This is a genomic window from Bacillus cytotoxicus NVH 391-98 (assembly GCF_000017425.1).
Lineage (GTDB): Bacteria > Bacillota > Bacilli > Bacillales > Bacillaceae_G > Bacillus_A > Bacillus_A cytotoxicus.
In genome coordinates, this window is the sequence record NC_009674.1 from 2208898 (window position 1) to 2229126 (window position 20229).

Genomic DNA, 20229 nt, shown 5'->3' on the forward strand with positions numbered 1-20229 from the left:
CATCTTATCTTTCAGAACAAATATGTTCTGCTGGAATTAGCACCTGCATCGCGGTTGCTGGGTTTCTTTGGGCCAGTCCCTCCACCTCTCTGGATAAGAAAATATTCACTTTATCTCCAATGATACCCACTTCTCTTATAAATGTCAAAACATAAACATGCTTATGTTTTTTATAAATATCCCATACTACAAGTATACGCAAAAAGCAGGACTTGATAATGGCGAAACATGCGCGCAGATATGTTCTAGATTCCTTTTATTCTTTGCAAAGATGTGATGATACTGTTTACCTTTTAGAACAAAAATAGAAATAAACCGTAATCGGTGCTGGATTTTACGTATAATCTTGTCCAACTCTCTTAGTTCTCACGAATTTTCAAAGTAGAAGTGTTACTGCTCATCCATATCAAAAATCGAACCCTTCTTTACATTGTATACGGTAACACTAGTAGCGCTACTATGAAAAAATAGACTGAATTGAAAATCTCTAAAATCCCTACTTTTAAAATAGAAATTTTCTTACCATATAATAAAATGGCTCGAATTAAACTCGGAAGGAATAGAAGAGAAAAAAGCGGACTCCAAATACATAATAGAATTGGTAACATAATATGATATCCCCAAGATAGATTGCGATATAACAAATTATGTTTTTCCCGTATCATTGTCTTCACATAAAACGTACTTCCTAAAAAATAAAGAAAGGATACAGCCGCTATCCATAATGCAACCGTGTCAACAGTTTTCATTGAAAAATAATAACCAATTAGACTACCGATACAAAAAATGATTATAGCACAAATGTCATTTGTTAATGCGCGTTCCTTTTTTTGATGAGCAAAATATATATTCACTATAAAAAGAGGAATAAGGATACCAATAAACATAACAATTTTCCATTCGTATAATAATGATATTATCCCAAATATGCCCGCAATCATAAAATATAATAAAGCGGCATATAGAAACTCCTTTTTTCGTCTCTGCTTCATATACATAAGAAATGGATAGGTTGCCAAATATATAAATAACCAAGCAAGAAATAAGGGAATATGATATATAGTAGGATTACCAAGTAATATGCTAAGTAAAAATGGAATAAGCAGCATTCCCCATGCACCATGCTGCTTTGGAATTACAAGCTTCATATGTTTTTGCATCTCCTCTTTGAAAACTTTTCTCATTCACTATTATATAAAAATCCCATACAAAAATTAGAATATATTCAATCAATTTCTTGACACTTTTGTGGATAAAAAAAATACTTCTTACCTTCGTAAGAAGTATGAAAGAGGCAAACGAATATGTAAGTCGCGACCCTACTCTATATGAGTATGCTGTAATGGTTTCACATATTCACTAACTATTCGTATTCAAAATGCCATATTTCTTTTTAAATCTCATTAAAATCTTAATCCATGCAGAGCTAAATAACATAAGAAAGATCACATTTGAAATGGCATGACTTATATCAAAATAAAAACTTGTCGCATAATATGAAAGAAGCGATTTCCACGTCACATCTTGTATAAAACCAAGAAGTCCCCAGGCATTCATAATCCAGCCAAAGAAAAAGCCTGCTAAAAAGCCGAAAATCACTCTTCCAAGCAACTTTTTCATCATCCATGTGTTACGAAAACAGCCAGCTATAAACCCGATCATTCCCCACGAAAACATTTGCCATGGTGTCCAAGGACCTTGGCCTAAAAAAATATTAGATACAATCGCTGCTGTTGCACCAATCATAAATCCTGCTTCGCTCCCAAACACAACCGCCGATACAATGATAACAAATGAAGTTGGTTGCACACTCGGTATAATAGAAAATGGGACACGACTAACAGCCGCTATAGCCGCTAAAACAGCTACCATCACAATTTCACGTGAAACAAACGCGCGCTTTTCAAAACGTATATAAAATGGCAACATCGCCAAAAAGAGCAATAAAAAGCTAGACAATATATAATGTTTGCTCATGATAAGCGATGTAAAAAGAAGTGTACTGACAATGACTAGAAAAAAACAGACTATAAAAGTAAAGTATCGTTTGGACACGCTTCGTACACATCCTCCCACGTTAATGCATAAGGCAACCTTTTCCGAATAAAACGGTTAATCGCTGTTGTATAAAAGAAGTTACCGCTAAAAAATTCTTTTGATGCATCATTTATCATTACCTTTCCATCAAATAACATCATACACTGCTCCACATATTTTGCAGCAAATTCAATATCGTGTGTTGCCATGACGATCGTTGTTCCTTCTCTTTGTAAAGCTTGAAACAACCAGCCTAATTTTTCTTTTTTTGCTGGATCTAACCCTTTTGTCGGCTCATCTAATAATAATAAACTAGGCTTTGATAATAGCGCGATACATAATGCAAGGAGTTGTTGTTCTCCACCGCTACAATCATGTGGATAACGTTCACAAATAGAACGAAGCCAAAACCGATCTAGCATATTTTCTGTCACTACATTTGCTTCTGCTCCATACAATTCACGGGCTCGCTCAAATATTTCTTCCCTCACTGTATCACAGGAAAAATGATAGTATGGATGTTGCGATACATATCCAATTTGTTGAAACCTTTCCTTCGAATGAAGTTTATGAATCGCTTCTCCATTCCAGCGTACTTTTCCTCTTCTTACTTTTTGTAAGCCTGCTAAAACAGTTAACAATGTCGATTTTCCCGTACCATTTTTTCCGACAAGTGCGATCCATTTTCCTCTTTCAATACATAGCGTTAAATCTTGTAAAACAAACGGACTATGTTTTTCATATTGAAACGATATATGATCTGCTTCTAATATAATATCTTCTTGTTTCGCTTGCTTTTTACTCTGCTTTTCTATCACCATTCCAGAGCGAAGATGCGACTGAGCCTCACGCACTGTAAAAGGAATACTCCCTACATTCCATTCTAAAAATAATCTTGGAATTTGCGGAATAAAGGGATGCATCTTTTCATGTTGCCACATATTCGCTACAACAGCTGCTGGTTTCCCGTCATACTTAATACGCCCATTTTCCATACATATAAGTCTTGATGCAAGAGGAATGACTTCATCTAAACGATGTTCACTCATCACAATCGTAATCCCAAGTTCTTCGTTAATCCGCTTTAAAAGACTTAAGAAATCTTTTGCGGCAATGGGATCTAACTGTGCTGTCGGCTCATCCAACAATAATAATTTAGGTTGCAAAACTAGAACAGCTGCTAAATTTACAAGTTGCTTTTGCCCTCCAGATAAAGTATGAACAGATTGATGTAGCAAGTCTTGAAAGCCTAAAAAGCTAATGAGCTCTGCAATTCTTTTTTGAATCATATGAGATGGAAGTCCAATATTTTCTAAAGAAAAAGCCATTTCTTGTATAACTGTATCCATAACAAGTTGATTTTCAGGATTTTGGAATACCATGCCAACCTCTTGTGCCGATAATATATCTGGTATTTCCTGCAAATGAACTCCCTCATAAAAAATATCGCCTCTTCGTTTTCCAATCGGGAGTAATTCTTTTTTGAAATGTTTTAAAAGCGTTGTCTTTCCGCATCCTGATTCGCCTGCTAATACAATAAATTCACCATGTGTAACAGATAAAGAAACGTCTGCTAAAGCTTCTACGTCTTCATCAGCATATATAAACGATACATTCTTCATTTCTGCATGCGCCACCATATCCATTCCCTCCCCTCCATCATAATAGGTAAACTAATAAACAAAATAAATAAAACAAATTGTATACCATCATATTGCTGAAACAGAATCGTTTCTACTCTCGGATAAATAAGCAGTTTACCAGCCCCATAAAAGCTAAATAAACAGCAAACAAGTAATACAATTATAAAATAGATGACTACAAACCAATCTTGCTTAGCCATTCGATATCGAATATATGTACTTCGCTTTGTAATCCCAAACCCTCGCGCCTGCATAGAATCTGCTGTTTGCAGCGCCTCTTCTAGCGAGCAAACAAGCAATACTTGCAAAAGCTTCATTCCGTTTTTCAGTCGCTCTGTAAGTGAACCTGAATCCAGTTGTACACCTTTTGTTTTTTGAACGAGAGTGATTTGTCGCAGCCTTCTTATAAACAACGGAACAAAGCGGACTGTAATCATCGTTAAAAGTGCAACTTTCGGAGAAATTCTCGAAAATAAATATAAAAATTTATGACTTGAAATCGTATCATTGTAAGAAGTAAATGTAAACATAATGGCACTTAAAGATAATCCCATGACAATGCCATACATACACGCTTCAAATGTAATGCGATTATCCCCTAAACGAAATAATGTCGTCGCTCCTCTATGCGTGAATAAAGCATTCAGCGCAATAATGAGCAGAAAAAAAAGAAGCGTACTTGGCAGCATTTTTCTTATTTTTTCACCATTGCCTTGCATGATGTTCAAAATGAGTAGCAAAATAATGGCGCTCATTAAAAAAAGAGGATGAAGACACACCATACAGAGTATCATCACCCCAATATAATAGATAAAATTTACAAAAGGATGTAAAGAAGAAAAAATAATTTTCATAACCCTTTACCCAATGCCCTTTCCTAATTTAACACATATACCCATTCAATTTTATCTCCTGGCTTCACTGTCACTGCACCAGCACTTCGGTTTGGAAAAGTTCCATTTACACGATATTTCCATCCGCTCGTACTCGCTACATCTTTTTCGTATAAATCATTAATACCTTTTACATAAATACTATTTCCAAATCCACTTGCATCTACATCTAATCCTGTACGCTGCAATACTTTATAAACGGTGTCTCCTTCTTGCACATCCACTTTAGTTGCACCTAGTAAATACCCTTCATGCCCTTTCACAGAAATTGTAACTTGTTGTTTCTGCTGTTGTGGATCTGTCTTAGGGTCATGCTTCGGAACGACTGGTTGCGGAGCTGACTGTTCCTGCTTTGGCGTTTCTTTTGGCTCATGAACAATTTCCGGCTCTTTGTTCGCTTCAGGCTGTTCTTGCTGTTTTGATTCGGCCTTTTCTTCATTTCCTTTTTGTTGTTCAAGTGGTTGTTCTTCAGAAGCTACTGTTTGTTCTTTTTGCTCTTCTTGTTTTACTTCAGGCTGTTCTTTTTGCTCTTTTTGTTTCTCACTTGATTGTTCTTCTGCTTGTTTTTTCTCTTCTAATTGCTCTTCATTTGATTGCGGTTGTTCCGGTTGTTTTTGCTCTTCTTGTTTCGGTTCATCCTGTTTTTCTGCTTGCTTTTCAACCTCTTTTTGTTCCGTCTGTTTAGAGGCAACTTGCTGCTTAGGCTTTGTTTCGTTTTGCCCACATCCTACAAGCAAACTAAATGATAAAACAAGCGTGAAAAACCATTTCATCATGTTCATGTTATTTTCACCTTCCCTAATAAAATTAGGAGCAAATCATTGCTCCTAAATTTTTGTTAAGCTGCTTTTCGTCTCCATAAAGCGTATGCAGAAGCAATACATATTACACCCATTCCGACCGGTATAGCGGCTTCACCAGTTGCTGCTCCTGTTTTTGGTAATTGACGAGTTTGTGTCGTTTTCTCATTATGATGGTCTACTTCTTCTTGTACAGCAACATGTAATGGTTCATCTTTCGGTTGTTGCATTTGTTCTCTCATCTCTTGTTCAACTACCGGTGCTTCTACCTCAGACTCTACAATTGGTTGATTTGGAATTTCAGCTTCCATTCGATCATTTGACCAATCATAAATAGAACCGTTCTGATCTAAAAATGCTTTATACTGAATCAACGCTAAAAGTGCTTGTTCAGTAGCCATGGTGTTGCCTTCTGCATCGCTTGGCAACCACTTAAATTCACCATTCTCTAGTTGATAAGAAAGAAGATTTTGCACTGCATTTCCATTCTTTTTCGTAAACTTAGATTCAGTTGGATTACTTCCTATCGCCGATAAACCTAATACAGCTTGTGCAACACTGTTAGCATTCTCTTGGCCATCTGCCTCAAATCCACCGTTTTCTAATTGCTTACTTGATAAATATTGTTCTGCCTTCGCAACAGCTTCTTTTACTTCTTGTTGATTTTGATAAGGTGCTAACGCAGCTAACACCATCCCTGTTACATCTATACTACTAGCATCTTCCTTACTACTTTCCACATTATATGTCCAACCACCATCTGTATGCTGTGCATGTAAGATTTCTTGCACTAAAGCAACACGGCTCCATTTCGCTCCTACTGGCACTTCATATTTTTTTGTATCAAGCGCAATTAACGCAAATGTATAGCCGGTAACAGAATTTAATGTATCCGATTGATAAAGAAGCGGTATCAAATTTTGCCCCGCTACGTTCGTTGGATCTGCATTCATCGCTGTCAATCCGATTACAGTTCTCGCAATATCTGTTGCCGAAAAACGATGTAAACGTTTCTCAACTTTTTTCGTAACCGACTGTACATAATTGATTTTGTCTTCCATTGGCACTGCCTGTCCTAAACGCGACAGTCCAACGGCCATCCAGTCCGTACCAATCCCATCTTGTAACATTCTTTCTGCTGTTTTAGAAATGGCCTCTTCTACTTTTTTCCTTACTTCATTGTTGTCTACATATTGATGCTCTTCTGCTTTTGTATTTTGTTCTAGCTCTGGTTCTTTTGGTTTGTTGGCTTCATCGTTTACTTCTGTCCCTGTATTTTCTTGACTTGTTCCTTCTACGCCTTTATTTTCTCGACTATCTTGTTTTTGTTCATCTTGCTGATTTTGACCCGTTTTACAAGTTCCTATTTTGTCTACAGTTTGTTGCAACGTTTCTTGATTCATATTGTTCCAATCTACAACAAAACGGTATGCGACAACGTCTCCAGAAGTTAATTTATAACTATCTGCTCCTACCATTGCTGCCTTATCGTTCACATCATATGTCCAGCCACTTGTAGCACCGCCCATTAAACCATCGATACCTTTCACAAACATACCGTATTGTGAATTTTCAGCTACTACTTTATCCCCCATGACTTTTTGTAATAAGCTGTAAGCTGTTTCCCCATCTTCAATTGACACTTCTTTCGGACAAAGAATAATGCCTCTTTGCGATTCCCCAATAATCGCAAGCGTTGCTGTTTTTCCTTCCGCAAACGTAATATGTACTGTATTTGCAAATGACACAAATACGAGCGCGACTGACATTATCGATGTCAGCAGCCATTTTTTAAATATTGCCATTCTTAATTATTCCTCCCTTTACTTACTATTGACATAAAAAGGCCCCTTCAAGAGCATACAATCTCACTTTAAAGTGAAAAATCAATTACATACTCTCTACGTATATATAGCATTTCTATTTGTATAGAAAAACTATGTAGCTCATGAAGACGTGTAATAATATCCATTACTACAAATTCTTCTATTTTAAGGAATCGGTAAACGACGCACCCATATATTCATAAAATAATAAATTTCTGTATTATTTTACTATTGACATAAGATTTTGTCTATGTTTTATTAGATTTATTTTCTAAGATTAATAGATTATTTTTTATGTGAAAAACTTTTTATTCCATGCCTTTATAAAGCTGCTTTTCCGAAACAACCACACCATCTTCATCCGCATACACATATTGATTTGGAATCCAATCGATTACTCCAAAATGTAATGGAACTTCTGTCTCTCCCTTTCCTTCTTTTTTACTTCTTTTCGGCATCGTACCTAACGCCAAATTACCAATATTTATATTTTTTAATTCTTTGGAATCACGAACATAGCCATATACAATAATACCTGCTAATTGTCATTTTTGCGCTATACTCGCCAAATTACCTCCGAGTAATACACAATTTGTAGACGCACTATCATCCACAATGAGAACGGTTCCTGCTGGTACAGTTTTTAATGATTCTTTCACTAAAAGATTATCATCCTTTACTTTCACCGTAGCAATTTTTCCATGAAACTGTTTTTTCCATATGATTGAAAAGTTAGCTAACACACTTGTACCTCATTTTCAAAGGCATCACAAAGACCTGCTGTTTTCCATATGTTTCTCCCTTTCTTCTTTTACATGATATGTTACATATTCTTATATTTTTTTATTTCCCCTGTCTTACATTGCAAAATTTTGTATACTATACATAGAACTATATATAAGGAAGTGTACTATATGAGTAACAAAACAAATGCTTGTCGACTTCTTGACCAACATAAAATCCCGTACGATGTCCACGAGTACGAATGGGATGAAGAAAACTTAAACGCTAAGCATGTCGCAGAACAAATTGATTTACAACTAGAACAAGTTTTTAAAACATTAGTTCTTAGAGGAGACAAAACTGGGGTTCTTATGGCATGTGTTCCTGCCCATAAAGAACTGAATTTAAAAGCACTTGCGTCGGCAAGTCATAATAAAAAAGTGGAAATGGTCCACATGAAAGAAATATTAGGACTGACAGGCTATATTCGCGGAGGAGTTTCACCTTTAGGTGTGAAAAAGAATTATCCATTATATGTGGATGAATCCGCATTGAATTGGGATGTCATTAGTATTAGCGCCGGCAAAAGAGGATTACAAATTTTTCTATCTGGCAGAGATTTCATTCAAGTAAGAAATGCTATGATTGCTTCCATTGTAATATAAAAAAGGAATAGAAAGAAAACTTCCCCTCTCATGCATTGCAGATGGAACATTTAAAAATTATTTATTAATCTATCATCCGCAATCAGCGAAGGCTCGTCTTTGCTGATTTCTATTTTTATTCTACATATTGTTTACATAACATAGTTATGGTGAATATTTTCAAAGAAAAAAGAAGAAACTCCCGTTGTTTCTCCTTTTTTTATATATTCGGTACGTTATGAAAGTTTCGTTAACAATTGACTCAAGTCCTTTTTCGTTTTCGTTGTTAATGATTTCATTTTTGCTATGTCTATTTTTTGTTTCTCCGCTCCTACAATTAATGGATATATACTTTGGCCGATTGTTTTATAATCAGTTGGATGTGAAGCCTCTAACTCTTTTTCAACTACATCCCATTTTTCATTTATTTGTTTTCCCAGCTTATTTACGGTATCTAATTTGGGGTTTGCTGCTAAATGTTTATCCAAACTTTCAACAAGTTGAACAACTTCTTTTACATTTGTTTTGACAGTTACACCTTGCTTCGTACCTTTTGTTGTTTTCCCATTTGTCGTTTGATCTGCCGACTTTGTACTTGTCTCTTTTTCTGTCGTTTTTCCACTCGCCGTTTGATCATCTGTTTTTACACTTGCTTCTTTTCCTGTTGTTTGATCACTCACATTTGTTTCCTTATTCTTTTGATCTTTCTCTGTCTTTTCATTAGAGGATGTGCTTGTTTCTGTATCTTTCGTTGTAGTCGTTGCATCCGCACTTGCTGTTTTCGCATCTTCTTGGACATTTGTTTGTTCTTGTTTCACTTGATCTTTTTCTGTGGAAGTACCGCTACAAGCTGTCATAGAAAGCATTGTGCCAATCGCTACCGATGCAATTGTTATCTTTTTCATTTTCATAAAAAAGCCCCCTACATTACTAATTTATCCTCTCCCTTTACGATTCTATTTCTTCATACAAATCCCTTTCTGTCCGAACTACTTTCTTCCCGACAGTTATCTTCATATTTTTATCGAATTGCACTATGCATTCCTTGTTGATATTTGTAGATTTTTTACTCATTTAAAAGAAAAGAAAAAAGATATTGTCATATTATCAATCGTATACTTATCAAAAAATCTGCTATTTTGACAATCTCTTTATTTGATAAATAAACATCAGAAAAATCAATTTATTCACTCTGCTGATTAAAGCTTCATTTTATCACATAACATCACCATTGTTTACATAATTATATTATTAATCACTATATATCATCATCAATAATTTTTCCTGTTATTCCCCACCCTATTTCCTTACTAAGTAAGGAAATAAAACGAATTCTATCTATTAGCTCTACATTCACGCTATTTGCAATGAGTCCTTGTTTCAGTGCTATTTTTGCCACTTATAATCCTTTCCCTTTTCATTAAGTAAAAAATAAATCCTCTGCATACATACAGAGGATTTATTTTTTACTTAATATTTGCTAAAATACGTTCCGCACCTAATTGTATACTTCGAGTAATAATTCCATTCATAATGGTAAATGCAATGAATAGAATGATAAACATCCCCCACATACCAACTTCAAAATAGAAAAATAATGCGCAAACTCCACCTACAATAACTAGATCCATTAAAATATTGGCAAGGAAGTTCCATAATGTTGTATATCTATTCTTAAATAATTTTTGCTCTGAGTCCCAATGTATATCCGCAGTTTGTGCATCCCAACGTACACCAATTATATTTGTGAACCACAAACCATTGGCACTAAGCAATATCCATAATAATGTAAAGAGTGGTGAAATACCGCCAAAAATCGTCAAAACAACTCCAAATACAGCTAATATTGTTATATTCACAAACCATGCTGTAAATACTTTTGCCAAAAAGACATCTGATGCTTTTACTGGTAAATAACGATTCACATACCATGAACTTCCGTCTCTAGAAAAAGAAGTTGTAGCAATAACATTACTCCCCATTAAAAATAACCCAGCACAAAAACCAGTGCCTAGCGCTAAACTAGACCACTCTGGATTTTTTACAAACTTCGAAATCCACGTTAAGTTTCCATCTTGTACGAAAATAATAAAGAAAAACATAATTGGCAGAACAAAGGTGTTCACGATACAATTGATAAAAAATTGTGGAGTTCTAAATAAAATTTTGAACTCTTTTTTTATATATGCTTTTATGTGTGAACTTTGTACAGTCGATTTTTTAAAATTTTCTGCCGAAATACGTTCTTTTTTTGCCGTACTGGTTGAAAGCCCGATAACTCCTTTTAAATATGTACGTTGTGCAACATAGAAAAACAACACGAAAAAGGAAAATGAAATCACTGCAAAAAGGAATACATAAACAATTCCTTGCCAAGATGCATTTTCTATTAATCCCATCGCTCCGAAATATGTTGTTGGAAAATAATTCGTGATTTGAACCAATAAGGAGGATTGATGCTCAGCAAAATAGTTGGCTACCATATCTTCTGACGCTACATTTTTGTTTCTCCATTGCATAAATATATTAATGCCTACAATCAATAATAAAGTTACTAATCCAATGAATATATTACCTCTATCTTTATTTTTCGCAACGTTTGTATATCGCATAAGCAATGTCATTAAAAGTGAAGCAAGTACAAGTGGAATGATTGGGAAAAAGATATAAATGATTAGAACGTATACATAATACGTAATAAATGCACCACTCTGTATTCCATAAACAATGAAAATAGGAAATAAAATAAATGATGCCATTACATATTGTGCAATTAATACAGTAATAAATTTTGCAGTAATAATTTGAGCTGGCTGTAAAGGTAATGGTAATAACGTTTCAACGTCATTATTATAATAAAATACAGTTAAAATATTCGTAATACTAATCACAAATACCCATATGCTCGCAACAGCCAATCCCATACCAAGCAGCAACGTTTCTTGCCCAAACGCTTTCATTTGTACATACATCCCATATGTAAGTGGTCCAATAAATATGAATCCCGCAAATAATAGCGCTACAAAGGAAAAGACATACGCCCATCGTTTCTTTTTATCTGTTATAATGTCAGCATAATTTAATTTCAACAGTACCTTTGTTAATGTCCAAATTTTATTCATTTCCTGTCATCTCCAAGAACATTTTTTCAAGGGACTCATTCGATTTAAAATGATCTCTCATTTCTGTTAAATTCCCTTGAAACTGTAAGCTCCCCTTATTAATAATCGCAACGCGGTCGCATAACTTCTCTGCTACTTCCAATACATGCGTAGAGAAGAATACTGTTTTTCCTTTATCGGCATGTTCTCTCATCATTTGTTTTAAAGTAAACGCTGATTTAGGATCTAATCCTGTCATCGGTTCATCCAAAATCCATACATCTGGATCATGAAGAAGAACACCAATAATAATGATTTTTTGTCTCATTCCATGCGAATAACTTTGAATTTGATCAGATAAAGCATTGTATAAATCAAATCTTTCTGCTAACGATTGAATCTTTTCTTGCCGAACGTTATGTGGCACCTCATACATATCCGCCATGAAATTTAAATATTCAATCCCTTTCAAGCGTAAAAACATATCGGGACTATCTGGAACATAACCGAAAGTTTTTTTCGCCTCCAACGGTTCTTGTGCCACATCTTTTCCATTAATTGCAATTGTCCCTTTATCAATTGTATGAATACCTGTAATCATCTTAATCGTTGTTGATTTCCCTGCACCATTTGGACCTAAAAAACCAAAAATTTCTCCATCTGAAACTGTTAAGTTTAAGTCTTTTACTGCATATGAATTCTCATTATAACTTTTCGAAACATTCGAAATTTCAATCATACCATTCAATCCTTTCCTCTATTACAAGTATTACTAGTATTACTTGTAATATGGTATATTTATTATATCATAGTTATATCTTGTAATTTTAATATTTTTTATTTTCACGCTTTCTTAACCATAAAAATAAATATATAAACCTAAACCAACAGTTAACACAGCTGCAAGTAGAAGATAAATCATCGTAAGTCTCCTAATATTCCCCTTCGTTTCTTTACTATAATGTTCATCCCCTTTCCTACCTATCATAACTGTTCCAATTACAGTTACTACTACAAATCCCAGCATAAGTATCACTAATTGTTTCATATTTTCTTTCCCCTCCTCCACAACTATTTTATGTTATTCTTTTTATTTATCATGCTTATATTGTATCATTTCCCCAAACTTTCAATCTTCTTTCTTTATCATCTATTATGTGAAATAAATCCAATTATTACTAATACTTAGTAAAAAATGTGATATATTTATAACATAAAGTTATATATCATCTAAAAGGAGGTTATACATGAAAACGACATGGATCAAATATCTTGGATTCCTTGGCTTCTTCGGCTTCCTAGGGTTCTTTTATTATAAAGGATTGTTTAGTATGTTTTGTTTCTTTTCCTTTTTTACAACTTATAGGAAGGTCAAACACGATGAACTCTTTGAACAAATTGTTAATAAAGCGTGTCGAAATGCGTTTATCGTTTCATTATTGGCAACGGCTATCATTCTATTTATAGAAATTCTACTCCCAAATTCACCTTTACAAGAACTCGATATCGCTATCGTTTTCGGCTTACTGATTCTCACATTCAGCTTCTCTATTTATGCTTACGATATACCAATGGATGAAATGGAAGATACACCATGGCGTTCATAACGAAAATAAAAGAAGCTCGAGCGAGGTTACATATGACACAAGAAGATCTAGCAAAGCGAGTTGGTGTGCGCCGAGAAACGATAAGCCATTTAGAGAAAGGCAAATATAATCCTTCTTTACAACTCGCACATGATATCGCCAAAACATTACAGACTACAATTGATGAAATATTTATATTTGACGAATAACTTCTTCATATACAAACGAAGAGGATGCTATACAACATCCTCTTCGTTTGTTTTTCTCATCCTTACTTCTCTAATAACAATTCTTTCATTCTATCCAATTGTTCATTTGTGAAACCTAAGCCGTTCTTAGCATAGTTTTCTATATTTCCATATTTATTATACATTTCATCAATCGCTGCTTGTAAGTATTCAGCACGAGCCTCAAACATTGCACCTAATATCGCTTTACTCTCTTCACTCTGTAAATTTGCGCCTAACAGTTCCATCATTTTTTGATTTAATTGTTCGCGAAATCCATTACTTAATAAATAATCTTCCATTACCGTTTTTTCTGGAACACCAAGCAGAAGTAATAGTAAAGCTGAACCAAAGCCAGTGCGATCTTTACCAGCTGTACAATGATTAACGAGCGGTAAGTTTTCCGGATTTTGCGCAAGTTGCAAAAACTTCACAAACGCTTCATTTCCAGTTACAAAGTCTTTATTCATTTTCACCAAATATTCACCTGGCTTTCCTAACTTCGATACATCGCCCACTTGGAAAAATTCATTTATATTTAAATCTTTTGCTAAGTCTTGCATAACTGGTAAGCATACTTGTCTAACACCTTGAATGCGAGGATTCGGCTTATGTTTCACTTCAAAATCTGTCCGGTAATCACAAATTAATCTCAAACCAGATTGTTGTAAATAATCTATATCAGTCTCTGTTAAACCAGCTAATTCTTCCGAACGAAATATTTTCCCCCACTTTACTCTGCGTCCATCTGTCGTTTCATATCCCCCTAAATCTCGGAAATTAAATGCTCCTTGAAGTGGTAACCTGCGTTCGGCCACTGTAACAGCCTGCCCATTACTCCCTACTAATCGAAAGTAGGGACGCGCATTGTCGCTTGGACTTTCAATTGTACATGATGATTGTCCCGATACTCTCAATAACAATTCACCATTTTCTTCAATTCCTTCTGAAACAGTATCCCAATATATACGAACTTCCTCCGGCCCCTCTTCCCATTGTATATGTAACATATTCTCTTCATTTCGCTCAACACTAGCATGTAACCCAGTTCTTTGCTGTTTCATTATTTCATCAACTCTTTCTGCGTATTGTTTATATATTATTGTATTACATAAATGCTATTTTTGTCCCAATTACCGTTCTTTCACAAACTAAACATTTTTTGTTATACACATTTAGCTTGTACTTCTGCATGAACAAAGTTGTCCTTGAATATATAGAATACTAGAAAACATTGTACAATTAAAGAAAAGAGGAGGTTCACCTTTGAATATCCAAACGCTGCAGCAACAACTGGAACTCATTCAACAAAATGATTACTCACAAATGCAACATTTCGATATAGATGAGTTGCTCCTAGGTATGATGCAGCATATCGGGACAACTGATAGCTATATTCGCAATCAATTAATATATGAGTCTTTTTCTCATTTTATCCAACATCACTTTCTGTCCCACGATCAATTAGAACTATTATTGACAACATGCCTTAGTGAAGAGTATTTATATTTCGAGATATCATCTCCACATACTGATGGGGTATTCACTCGTTCTTATACAGCGTTATTAATTGCTTTAATTATTCAATTTGATAATGTTCATACATTTCTATTGCCCGAAACCATACTAGAAATAAAAGAAAAACTTATTACATGTATGAATTTAGAATCAGACTTCCGAGGACATATCGAACAAAAGGGATGGGCTCATAGTATCGCACATATTTCAGACGCCTTTCATCAACTTGTTCAAAACCCTCACATATCCGGTCCGTGCTATGAAGAAATCATTCATTGCTTGTTAAATAAAATATTCATTCACTCGACTGTATATTACAATAATGAAGATGAAAGAATTGCTACTCCTCTTTTAGCTATGCTATATTGTGATTTTCCAAAGGAAGCGTTTTTCACCATCTTATATAAGAAAATGAAGCGACTACCTCAAATTCGAAAGCGCCTATCCCTTGATGAATATTGTATGCTATGCGCCAATATAAAAACTTTTTTACGCACATTACTTTTTCGAACAAGAGAAGATCCTCATCTTACCTCACTTTCTAACCGAGTCGATAAAATACTACGAGAATTTCCGCAGTATTATTGAAACATTACATACATGAAAACATAATTTGTTTATAATTTATATAAAATACAGCGTGCATAAGAAGCATGTATTTTACTTTTTCTTGATAAAACAGGACGACGAAAATGGTGTTCAATGAAAATATGTGGCAATCGAAACAAAGTTACGAAACATATGCATAACAAAAGAAAGTAAGGGAAAGTCTGTCACTCCCTTACTTTTTTTTACTTACCTCCTCTACATTCTCTTTACAATCCAACTATTCACCCCTAAAAAATTTTAAATATGTGCTCTTTCCTACCGTCGTATTTTCCGATGGATTACACACATATTTATCTAATAAACATTCACTTTCTGTTTTGTCCAGAAGGAATCTCATTTATTTTGTCTAAATATATATAGATTCACAAAATATTCATTCATCTTTGGAGGATTTTTTCATGGTTAAATATATTTCCATTTTAGGTTCAACTGGTTCAATCGGTACATCTGCATTGGATGTAATTGCTAACCATCCTGAACATTTTCAAATTATCGGCTTAACAGCCAATCATAATATTGAACTTCTTGAAAAACAAATCGAAGCATTTCATCCTCGCATTGTATGCGTTGGTACAAAAGAATTAGCAACTACGCTTCGTCAGCGAATCTCCGGCAACATAAAAATCACATATGGTCCTAATGGATTAATTGAAGTTGCAACACATCCTGATACAAACCTTGTTCTTACTTCTGTTGTTGGTATTTCAGGTCTTCTTCCTACAATTGAAGCATTAAAAGAAAAGAAAGATATTGCGATAGCTAACAAAGAAACATTAGTAGCTGCAGGTCATATTGTTACTGATCTTGCTAATCAAAATAATTGTCGCTTAATTCCTGTCGATAGTGAACACTCCGCTATTTTCCAATGTTTAAATGGAGAAAACAGTCAAGAAATTGAAAAGTTAATTATTACCGCTTCGGGAGGCGCGTTTCGAGAGAAAACACGGGAAGAAATGGCGATGCTAAAAGTCCAGGATGCCTTAAAACATCCCAATTGGTTAATGGGGGCAAAATTAACGATTGATTCAGCTACATTAATGAACAAAGGTTTTGAAGTTATGGAAGCACGTTGGCTCTTTAATATTCCTTATGAAAAAATGGATGTTCTCATTCATCCCGAAAGTATCATTCATTCCTTAGTTGAATTTGTAGATGGATCCGTCATGGCCCAACTTGGTGCGCCTGATATGAGAATACCTATTCAATATGCTTTTCATTATCCAACTAGATTACAATCGAACTATAAAAAACTAAATTTATTGGAAGTTGGTAACTTACATTTTGAAAAACCAGATTTCAAGAAATTCCCTTGCTTATATTATGCTTATGAAGCTGGAAAACTTGGCGGTACAGCCCCTACTGTCTTAAATGCAGCAAATGAAATCGCAAATGCTCGATACTTACAAAATGACATTTCATTCTTTGATATCGAAAAAACAATTTACTCTACACTTGAAGCTCACGATACGATTATCAATCCTTCTTTAGAAGCAGTATTAGCAGCAGATAATTGGGCACGTGAATATGCACAGCAATGCATAAAGAAAGCGAAACTTTAATAAGTAAGTTTCGCTTCATCCCTCATTAATTATTCATCTTCACCAATCGTGCTTGGATGAGCGACCTTACTCCTATCGAAATTTGTGGTAGACGTCTTATTATCTATAAAAGTAGAACACTTAATCATTCAAAATCTTATCCAAACCATTTCATACACAATTATTCAAATAAATTTTCTTAAAGGAGAGACACATATGATTTCTAAATTAAATCCAGCTTCTATTGAAATGGCAGAAGCTATTCTTGCTATTCAAATTCCGGCTTATGAAATTGAGGCAAAGTATATAAACAGTCATGCCATTCCGCGTTTATATGACCGCGTTACCGATATTCAAAATTGTGAAGAAACCTTTTATGGCTATTTCTTAGCACACACATTAGTAGGTTTTATTTCATTTACAAACGAGGAATCTTTCGTCGATATCCATCGACTCGTCGTATCACCAAACTATTTTCATAGAGGAATTGCTACTGACTTATTACTTCATCTATTCCAACTCTTCCCTCATATACATACATATATTGTACAGACAGGCAAAGCAAACACGCCTGCCCTTTCTCTATATAAAAAGCACGGATTTATTGCAACACAGAATATTTTGTTACCGGATGGAACACCTCTTGTAAAGTTAAAAAAATCTAAAAAAAAATGAATAGTTTGACTCAATTTCTTTTGTATGTTATTTTTTTAATTATAAAACCTTTTGCTGAATCCACTATGTGGAGCGGGGGACCCATTTTTGTAGCATTTGCTACTTGGGGCGAATCTTTTTAAGTAGGGAAACTCTCACTTCCCGAGTCCGACAGCTAACCTCGTAAGCGTAATGGGAGAGGGAAGGTGCTTTTTACTGATGTTACACAGCATTCCTCCTTAACTATAAATGATTTGGAATCGATGTCACAAGAAACCTATATTTATAGTAAAGGAGACTCGTACAATGTTACGTTTATCAGATCATGAAATAAAAATGATGGAACAGCGTGTTCGATTGGAACAACAACGTACGTATCAAGCAAATAAAATGGTTAACAACTTGCATCACAAATACTTTTTCCAGCACATTTTTCAGCCAAAAAGATAGAGTAACAATCAAAAAAATATACAAGTAGAAAAAAGCTTTGCACCATATTGCAAAGCTTTTTTCTTTTCAAGATTAACCATATCCCCCCCTTTTTTTCGCTCGATATTTTTTCACTTTCGCAATCGTTCCGCATGCTCTCCCTTCTTTTCCTCCCGCATACATCCCGCACCAGCGCTTACTTCCATTGCGAGAATAATCATAAAAGACCCAGCGACAATCTGGACATGCTTTTAATCGACTCCACTTTCCTTCCTCAACTGCTACTAAAATAATGTGTAATAGGATTGTGTAAAAATTCTTTTCCCCTACTGGTTCATATGTAATCGCATCCATATTTTCTGTTATACACACACGAAATGGATATTTTTCAAGCCATTGTTGCAATGAGCCTTTTTCCTCAACTATAAAGCGAAGTTCATCTCGAAACTGTTTTAGTTCATCCACTGTCCCAAAAGAAATCTCTTCATCCCAATGCCTTTTCGTAAAACGAAGTACATCTTCTATCGTATGAAGCTCGTCCACTTCCTCCCTTGTATCGTTTGGAATTCTCCACGTATTTAAAAATCTCCTGACAATTTCTAATTGTTCTGGAGCTTCTTGACTTTGATTCAAATACACTCACCATCCTTCCAAAATTCACTTTTTTCTGACTTTGTGTATAATTATAGTATAAAACAGTTAACCATTAAAATGTTTTAATGGTTACATTTTCGGAGGAGACTTTATGAAAAACTTTTCAACACCCATACGCATTATACTGATTTCTTCATTCTTTATGTCATTTGGATACTTTGCAGTATACGCTTTTCTTGCCATTTATTTAACGAATTTCTTACATTTTTCTGCTTTGCAAGTTGGAACCATTTTAACAATTATTATTATTACTTCACGAATGATCCCTTTCCTTTCTGGCATTATTGCCGATAAGTTTGGTTACATGATTATGATGATTGCCGGCTTACTATTAAGGGGGGGTGGTTTTATTTTCCTAGGAATATTTTCAGAGTTTCATACGATTGTACTTTCTTCTTCGCTTATCGGGTTTGGAACTGCTCTTTATGAACCAGCAGCTCGCGCCGTATTCGGCTCACAACCCGCGTACCTGCGCAAAGATTTATTTACATACTTAAATCTCGCTTTTAACAGCGGCGCGATGCTTGGTCCAATTGCTGGTACTTTATTACTCGCATGGAACCCTTTATATCCATTTATACTTACTGGATTTATGATGTTATTATTGGCTATTATGTTTATTTTTCTTAAACCTCACTTCCAAGTTTCTACTGAAAATATACATCTTTTATCTGGTTTAAAAAACGTTTTCGAAAACAAACATTTTCTCTCCTTTTCATTCATTATGATTTTCTTTTACATTATGTTTACGCAGCTTACCGTTGCTCTTCCACTTTATATGACCCATATCAGTCATAGTATAAAGCTAGGTGGACTTGTTGTTACAGTAAATGCCATTACAGGTGTTTTATTTATGATTCTATTTCGAAAGGCATTTCATCGTTACAACACCCTTTCAATTGTAAAATGCGGCGTACTATTAATGGGACTTTCTTTTTTACTTATCCCTTTATTGTCCCATCCGTATTGGCTATTTAGCTGCGTGATTTTATTTACCATTGGTGAAACACTTGTATTACCTAACGCCGATATTACAATTGCAAATTATAGTAATGAATCTTATACAGCAACATATTTTGGCGTCTATCAACTTTCTCTTGCGATTGGCTTTATCGTTGGAAGCTATACCGGCACATTGTCTACATCACAAAATGAAGGAACCTATGCCCTTTGGATCATCTTTGGCACACTAGGTATAACAGGGTTTATGTTGCTTTCTCTTTTACAAAAGTTTGGACAAAAACAAGAAAAAGATTTCATTCAAGATATGTAAAACCACTCATTTTACCTATATAAAAAGTCATCATTTTGAAACAGTGCAAGCAAAATGATGACTTTCTCTTTTTT

At 34.7% G+C, this 20229-nt stretch carries 21 protein-coding genes, 2 pseudogenes and 2 riboswitches; of the genes and pseudogenes, 9 read left to right on the forward strand and 14 right to left on the reverse strand.

Annotated elements, in window-relative coordinates; genetic code table 11:
- Window position 1 precedes the first annotated feature (1 nt).
- Window positions 2–100: riboswitch (SAM riboswitch) on the reverse strand.
- A 325-nt stretch (window positions 101–425) separates the two neighbouring features.
- The 7 genes and pseudogenes from BCER98_RS10785 to rraA form a co-directional block, all read right to left on the reverse strand.
- Window positions 426–1148: a YwiC-like family protein gene (locus BCER98_RS10785; protein ID WP_012094569.1), complete on the reverse strand. Its 723-nt coding sequence runs from the start codon at window positions 1146–1148 to the stop codon at window positions 426–428.
- A 211-nt stretch (window positions 1149–1359) separates the two neighbouring features.
- Entirely contained in the window at window positions 1360–2055 is a 696-nt protein-coding gene (locus BCER98_RS10790) for an ECF transporter S component (protein ID WP_012094570.1), read from the reverse strand.
- The gene (locus BCER98_RS10795; RefSeq protein ID WP_041809809.1) at window positions 2028–3683 is read right to left on the reverse strand and encodes an ABC transporter ATP-binding protein; all 1656 of its coding nucleotides are present in this window, start codon (window positions 3681–3683) and stop codon (window positions 2028–2030) included. Before BCER98_RS10795 ends, BCER98_RS10790 begins: the two co-directional genes overlap by 28 nt.
- The gene (locus BCER98_RS10800) at window positions 3656–4534 is read right to left on the reverse strand and encodes an energy-coupling factor transporter transmembrane component T (protein WP_041809811.1); all 879 of its coding nucleotides are present in this window, start codon (window positions 4532–4534) and stop codon (window positions 3656–3658) included. The genes BCER98_RS10795 and BCER98_RS10800 overlap by 28 nt, the downstream gene beginning before the upstream one ends.
- A gap of 23 nt (window positions 4535–4557) precedes the next feature.
- The gene (locus tag BCER98_RS10805; RefSeq protein WP_012094573.1) at window positions 4558–5355 is read right to left on the reverse strand and encodes a DUF4430 domain-containing protein; all 798 of its coding nucleotides are present in this window, start codon (window positions 5353–5355) and stop codon (window positions 4558–4560) included.
- A 56-nt stretch (window positions 5356–5411) separates the two neighbouring features.
- A complete protein-coding gene (locus BCER98_RS10810; RefSeq protein WP_012094574.1) occupies window positions 5412–7178 on the reverse strand; it encodes a DUF4430 domain-containing protein in 1767 nt (588 codons plus the stop codon).
- 329 nt (window positions 7179–7507) lie between these two features.
- Window positions 7508–7992, reverse strand: a pseudogene (gene rraA, locus BCER98_RS10815) (ribonuclease E activity regulator RraA).
- A 121-nt stretch (window positions 7993–8113) separates the two neighbouring features.
- Here rraA and ybaK point away from each other — a divergent pair.
- Window positions 8114–8587: a Cys-tRNA(Pro) deacylase gene (gene ybaK / locus BCER98_RS10820; protein ID WP_012094575.1), complete on the forward strand. Its 474-nt coding sequence runs from the start codon at window positions 8114–8116 to the stop codon at window positions 8585–8587.
- 215 nt (window positions 8588–8802) lie between these two features.
- Here ybaK and BCER98_RS10825 read toward each other — a convergent pair whose 3' ends face one another.
- From BCER98_RS10825 to BCER98_RS10840, 5 genes are all read right to left on the reverse strand, one after another.
- Window positions 8803–9477: a hypothetical protein gene (locus BCER98_RS10825; RefSeq protein ID WP_012094576.1), complete on the reverse strand. Its 675-nt coding sequence runs from the start codon at window positions 9475–9477 to the stop codon at window positions 8803–8805.
- Window positions 9478–9824: 347 nt separating this feature from the next.
- A complete protein-coding gene (locus BCER98_RS22520) occupies window positions 9825–9965 on the reverse strand; it encodes a hypothetical protein (RefSeq protein ID WP_162533134.1) in 141 nt (46 codons plus the stop codon).
- A 67-nt stretch (window positions 9966–10032) separates the two neighbouring features.
- Window positions 10033–11688 (reverse strand): putative ABC transporter permease subunit, encoded by a 1656-nt coding sequence (locus tag BCER98_RS10830; protein WP_012094577.1) that lies wholly within the window; start codon window positions 11686–11688, stop codon window positions 10033–10035.
- Window positions 11681–12406: an ABC transporter ATP-binding protein gene (locus tag BCER98_RS10835; protein WP_012094578.1), complete on the reverse strand. Its 726-nt coding sequence runs from the start codon at window positions 12404–12406 to the stop codon at window positions 11681–11683. The genes BCER98_RS10830 and BCER98_RS10835 overlap by 8 nt, the downstream gene beginning before the upstream one ends.
- Window positions 12407–12520: 114 nt before the next feature.
- Window positions 12521–12715 (reverse strand): hypothetical protein, encoded by a 195-nt coding sequence (locus tag BCER98_RS10840; RefSeq protein WP_012094579.1) that lies wholly within the window; start codon window positions 12713–12715, stop codon window positions 12521–12523.
- Between the two features lie 199 nt (window positions 12716–12914).
- Here BCER98_RS10840 and BCER98_RS10845 point away from each other — a divergent pair, with 199 nt between their 5' ends.
- On the forward strand, window positions 12915–13274 hold the full coding sequence (locus tag BCER98_RS10845; protein ID WP_012094580.1) for a DUF3796 domain-containing protein: 360 nt from the start codon (window positions 12915–12917) through the stop codon (window positions 13272–13274).
- Window positions 13262–13462, forward strand: coding sequence for a helix-turn-helix transcriptional regulator (locus BCER98_RS10850; RefSeq protein ID WP_012094581.1), 201 nt, complete (start codon window positions 13262–13264; stop codon window positions 13460–13462). Before BCER98_RS10845 ends, BCER98_RS10850 begins: the two co-directional genes overlap by 13 nt.
- A gap of 62 nt (window positions 13463–13524) precedes the next feature.
- Here the strand turns inward: BCER98_RS10850 and BCER98_RS10855 are convergent, their stop codons facing one another.
- Complete coding sequence (locus BCER98_RS10855) at window positions 13525–14544, reverse strand: tyrosine-protein phosphatase (RefSeq protein WP_012094582.1); 1020 nt, start codon at window positions 14542–14544, stop codon at window positions 13525–13527.
- 202 nt (window positions 14545–14746) lie between these two features.
- Between BCER98_RS10855 and BCER98_RS10860 the strand changes: the two genes are divergently transcribed.
- From BCER98_RS10860 to BCER98_RS22525, 5 genes and pseudogenes are all read left to right on the forward strand, one after another.
- The gene (locus tag BCER98_RS10860) at window positions 14747–15586 is read left to right on the forward strand and encodes a DUF2785 domain-containing protein (RefSeq protein WP_012094583.1); all 840 of its coding nucleotides are present in this window, start codon (window positions 14747–14749) and stop codon (window positions 15584–15586) included.
- Window positions 15587–15646: 60 nt separating this feature from the next.
- Window positions 15647–15760: pseudogene (locus tag BCER98_RS21100) on the forward strand (CGNR zinc finger domain-containing protein); the annotation flags it as partial.
- 245 nt (window positions 15761–16005) lie between these two features.
- Window positions 16006–17166 (forward strand): 1-deoxy-D-xylulose-5-phosphate reductoisomerase, encoded by a 1161-nt coding sequence (locus BCER98_RS10865; RefSeq protein WP_012094584.1) that lies wholly within the window; start codon window positions 16006–16008, stop codon window positions 17164–17166.
- A gap of 195 nt (window positions 17167–17361) precedes the next feature.
- Window positions 17362–17820: a GNAT family N-acetyltransferase gene (locus BCER98_RS10870; protein WP_012094585.1), complete on the forward strand. Its 459-nt coding sequence runs from the start codon at window positions 17362–17364 to the stop codon at window positions 17818–17820.
- Window positions 17821–17862: 42 nt separating this feature from the next.
- A riboswitch (cyclic di-AMP (ydaO/yuaA leader) is annotated at window positions 17863–18005 on the forward strand.
- A 100-nt stretch (window positions 18006–18105) separates the two neighbouring features.
- Entirely contained in the window at window positions 18106–18249 is a 144-nt protein-coding gene (locus BCER98_RS22525; RefSeq protein WP_012094586.1) for a hypothetical protein, read from the forward strand.
- A 72-nt stretch (window positions 18250–18321) separates the two neighbouring features.
- Here the strand turns inward: BCER98_RS22525 and BCER98_RS10875 are convergent, their stop codons facing one another.
- The gene (locus tag BCER98_RS10875) at window positions 18322–18861 is read right to left on the reverse strand and encodes a CGNR zinc finger domain-containing protein (protein ID WP_167527341.1); all 540 of its coding nucleotides are present in this window, start codon (window positions 18859–18861) and stop codon (window positions 18322–18324) included.
- Between the two features lie 112 nt (window positions 18862–18973).
- On the opposite strand from BCER98_RS10875, the gene BCER98_RS10880 reads away from it, so the two are divergent.
- Window positions 18974–20155: an MDR family MFS transporter gene (locus BCER98_RS10880; RefSeq protein WP_012094588.1), complete on the forward strand. Its 1182-nt coding sequence runs from the start codon at window positions 18974–18976 to the stop codon at window positions 20153–20155.
- Window positions 20156–20229 lie beyond the last annotated feature (74 nt).

Bases quoted from the DNA above. Each gene is read 5' to 3' on its own strand.
- BCER98_RS10805 (WP_012094573.1), bottom strand. From the start codon at position 5,355: ATGAACATGATGAAATGGTTTTTCACGCTTGTTTTATCATTTAGTTTG.
- ybaK (WP_012094575.1), top strand. From the start codon at position 8,114: ATGAGTAACAAAACAAATGCTTGTCGACTTCTTGACCAACATAAAATC.
- BCER98_RS10845 (WP_012094580.1), top strand. From the start codon at position 12,915: ATGAAAACGACATGGATCAAATATCTTGGATTCCTTGGCTTCTTCGGC.
- BCER98_RS10785 (WP_012094569.1), bottom strand. From the start codon at position 1,148: ATGAAGCTTGTAATTCCAAAGCAGCATGGTGCATGGGGAATGCTGCTT.
- BCER98_RS10880 (WP_012094588.1), top strand. From the start codon at position 18,974: ATGAAAAACTTTTCAACACCCATACGCATTATACTGATTTCTTCATTC.
- BCER98_RS10795 (WP_041809809.1), bottom strand. From the start codon at position 3,683: ATGGATATGGTGGCGCATGCAGAAATGAAGAATGTATCGTTTATATAT.
- BCER98_RS10830 (WP_012094577.1), bottom strand. From the start codon at position 11,688: ATGAATAAAATTTGGACATTAACAAAGGTACTGTTGAAATTAAATTAT.
- BCER98_RS10840 (WP_012094579.1), bottom strand. From the start codon at position 12,715: ATGAAACAATTAGTGATACTTATGCTGGGATTTGTAGTAGTAACTGTA.
- BCER98_RS22525 (WP_012094586.1), top strand. From the start codon at position 18,106: ATGTTACGTTTATCAGATCATGAAATAAAAATGATGGAACAGCGTGTT.
- BCER98_RS10870 (WP_012094585.1), top strand. From the start codon at position 17,362: ATGATTTCTAAATTAAATCCAGCTTCTATTGAAATGGCAGAAGCTATT.
- BCER98_RS10825 (WP_012094576.1), bottom strand. From the start codon at position 9,477: ATGAAAATGAAAAAGATAACAATTGCATCGGTAGCGATTGGCACAATG.
- BCER98_RS10865 (WP_012094584.1), top strand. From the start codon at position 16,006: ATGGTTAAATATATTTCCATTTTAGGTTCAACTGGTTCAATCGGTACA.
- BCER98_RS10835 (WP_012094578.1), bottom strand. From the start codon at position 12,406: ATGATTGAAATTTCGAATGTTTCGAAAAGTTATAATGAGAATTCATAT.
- BCER98_RS10810 (WP_012094574.1), bottom strand. From the start codon at position 7,178: ATGGCAATATTTAAAAAATGGCTGCTGACATCGATAATGTCAGTCGCG.
- BCER98_RS10855 (WP_012094582.1), bottom strand. From the start codon at position 14,544: ATGAAACAGCAAAGAACTGGGTTACATGCTAGTGTTGAGCGAAATGAA.
- BCER98_RS10800 (WP_041809811.1), bottom strand. From the start codon at position 4,534: ATGAAAATTATTTTTTCTTCTTTACATCCTTTTGTAAATTTTATCTAT.
- BCER98_RS10850 (WP_012094581.1), top strand. From the start codon at position 13,262: ATGGCGTTCATAACGAAAATAAAAGAAGCTCGAGCGAGGTTACATATG.